Genomic DNA, 2808 nt, shown 5'->3' with positions numbered 1-2808 from the left:
CGAGCTCCCGCCCGTACGCGGCCAGCGCCCCGGCCCGTTCGGCGTTGCGCGCCACCACGGTGAGCCGGCGCAGCGGCCGGACGGCGAGCAGGGCGTCCAGGTGCCCGTACGCCTGCGGCCCGGAGCCGAACAACACCAGGTGCTCGGCCTCCGGCACGGCCAGCCGCCGCAGCGCGGCCGCGGTGACGGCGGGCGTGCGCAGCGCGGTGAGCGCGGCGCCGTCCAGCAGGGCGAGCGGCTGGAGGGTGGGCCCGTCCAGCAGCAGGTAGCTGCCGGTGATCCGGGGCAGTCCGGCCGACGGGTTGGCGGGCGCGACCCCGGCGATCTTCACGCCGGCGTACGGCCCGGCGGCGGCCGGCATCATCAGCAGTTCGCCGGCGGGCACCGGTACGGCCGACCGGGCGGGTGCCGCCTCCGGGTCGAACCCGTCCAGCAGCACCCGCTCGATCGCCCCCACCGCCCCGGCGGGCCCGACCCCGCCGGTGCCCGGCACGGCGTACTGGAGCGGCACAACCGCCGCGCCGGGCACTTCGGTTGGCTTCACGGCTTCGGTCGCACGCACGGTGGTCACAGCAGGAACCCCGCTCCCAGGTCGTCGTCCGGCTCCAGCACGAAGCCGTGCTCGCCGGTGCGGAAGGCCGTCCCGCCGACCTCGGTGACCACGCCCTCGCCCTGCGGGTCGCCACCCGGGAGGACCTGCCCGCTGAAGACCGTCCCGATGATCGACTCGTGCCGCAGCGGCTCGCCCGGGGCCAGCCGCCCCTCGGCGGCGAGCACCGCGAGCCGGGCGGAGGTGCCGGAGCCGCAGGGCGAGCGGTCGATCTGGCCGTCCGCGAAGACGGTGACGTTGCGCTGGTTCAGCACCCCGTCCACCGGGGGGAGTTCGTCGTGGAGGATGACCCCGTAGACGCCCGACAGCCGGGCGTCCGTCGGGTGGGCGACCGCCTCCGAGCCGGCCAGCGCGGCCCTGATCTCCCGCCCCACGGCGGTGAGTTCGGGCAGCTGCTGCTTCTCCACGGCGAGCCCGAGGGCGGCCGCGGGCACCGAGGCGTAGCAGGCGCCGGAGTGCGCCACGGCGACCTCCACGGTGCCGCGCGAGGTCTCCACCGGGAGCTTCAGCGCGGTGACCCGGCTGGGCACGTTGCGGAAGGTCACCCCGGTGGTCCGCCCGCCGGCGCGGTGCACCAGGGCGGTGACCCGGCCGGACGGCACGTCGATCCGCACCCGCGCCACGCCGTCCGCGGGGGCGGCCACCAGTCCGGAGTCCACCGCCCAGGCGCCGAGCGCGATGGTGCCGTGCCCGCAGGCGGTGGAGTAGCCGTCCTTGTGCCAGAACAGCACGCCCAGGTGCGCCTCGTCGTCGTCCGGCGGGACCAGGAAGCCGCCGTACATCCCGGCGTGGCCGCGCGGTTCCCGGCTGAGCAGCTGCCGGACCTCGTCCAGCGCGCTGGGCCGGGGCGCGGTCGCGCTGCCGCCCGCGCCGAGCGCGATGGCCCGGCGCTCGGCGACGGTGTCGCCGGGGATCGGGGGCACGCCGTCCAGCACGATCCGGAACGGCTCGCCGGCCGTGTGGTAGTCGACCGTCCGTACGAACATCAGAGCGCACCTCCGCCCGGCAGCACGCTGACGGTCCGGCTGACGGTGTAGAAGTCCAGGGCGGCCTGGCCCTGTTCGCGGTCGCCGTGGCTCGCGCCCTTGGCCCCGCCGAAGGGCAGGTGGAAGTCGACGCCGCTGGACGGGGCGTTGACCCGGATCATGCCCGCGTCCAGCCGGTCGGCGGCGGCCAGCGCCACGTCCAGGCTGCGGGTGTGCACCGAGGTGGAGAGGCTGTGCGGGGTGTCGTTGGCGAGCGCGATGGCCTCGTCCAGGTCGGCCGCGGCGTGCAGCACCGCGATCGGGCCGAAGAACTCCTCGCGGGCCAGCGGGTGTTCGGCCGGCACCTCGGCGAGCAGGGTCGGCTCGACGTACCAGCCGGTCCGCTCGGGCACCCCGCCGCCGGTGAGCACGCTCGCCCCGGCCTCGACGGCCGAGGAGACGGCCCCGGTCAGCCGCTCCCGCGCACCGGCGTTGATCACCGGCCCGCAGACCGCGTCGTCGACCGCCGCCAGCGCCTTGACCAGCGCCTCGCGCAGCGGCTCGTACGCGGCGCCGACCGCGATCACCCGGCTGGTGGCGGTGCACTTCTGCCCGGCGTACCCGGCGATGGCTGCGGCGATGTGCCCGGCGGCCTGCGCGATGTCGGCGTCCGGCAGCACCAGCGCGGCGTTCAGCCCGCCGAGTTCGGCCTGCACCGGTACCCCGCGGTCGGTCGCGGCCCGCACCACGGCCCGGCCGACGCCGGTCGAGCCGGTGAAGGAGACCACGTCGGCGGCGTCGACCAGCGCCGCGCCCTCCTCCGCCCCGCCGGGCAGCACCGTGAACACGTCCTCGGGCAGCCCGGCCAGCTCCGCCAGCCGCAGCGCGCAGGCCGTCGCCTCGGGGGCCGGCTTGAGCACCACCGCGTTGCCGACGGCGAGGGCCGGCGCGGCCTTCCAGGTCGGGATCGCCAGCGGGAAGTTCCACGGCGCGATCAGCCCGGCGACCCCGTACGGGCGGCGGCGGGTGAGCAGCAGCCCGGGGCCGGCGGCGGTCTCGTGCACCGCACCGGACGGCGCGTACGGCGCCTGCGCGTAGTAGCGCCAGATCGCCGCCGTGCGGGCGACCTCGCCGAGCGCCTCGGCCAGCGGCTTGCCGACCTCGCGCACGATCAGCGCGGCCAGCTCGTGGGCGTGCGCCTCCACGGCGTCCGCGATCCGGCCGAGCGCCGCC

Annotated in this window: 2 protein-coding genes and 1 pseudogene; all 3 read right to left on the bottom strand. The window is 77.1% G+C overall.

The window, feature by feature from the left end; all coding sequences use genetic code 11:
* Positions 1-544, bottom strand: a pseudogene (locus AE652_RS38995) (ornithine cyclodeaminase family protein); the annotation flags it as partial.
* 23 nt (positions 545-567) lie between these two features.
* Positions 568-1596 carry a proline racemase family protein gene (locus AE652_RS38990; protein WP_049660238.1) on the bottom strand — a complete coding sequence of 343 codons (1029 nt, stop codon included), beginning with the start codon at positions 1594-1596 and terminating at the stop codon, positions 568-570.
* A partial coding sequence (locus AE652_RS38985; protein WP_049660236.1) for an aldehyde dehydrogenase occupies positions 1596-2808 on the bottom strand: 1213 nt, incomplete at its 5' end. The genes AE652_RS38990 and AE652_RS38985, both read right to left, overlap by 1 nt.

Origin of the sequence: Kitasatospora sp. MY 5-36 (assembly GCF_001182915.1) — a bacterium.
In the GTDB taxonomy this organism is placed as follows: Bacteria; Actinomycetota; Actinomycetes; order Streptomycetales; family Streptomycetaceae; genus Kitasatospora.
The sequence above is the reverse complement of the archived record's forward strand: the minus strand, read 5'-3'. Positions and strand labels throughout refer to the sequence as shown.

Bases quoted from the DNA above. Each gene is read 5' to 3' on its own strand.
- AE652_RS38990 (WP_049660238.1), bottom strand. From the start codon at position 1,596: ATGTTCGTACGGACGGTCGACTACCACACGGCCGGCGAGCCGTTCCGG.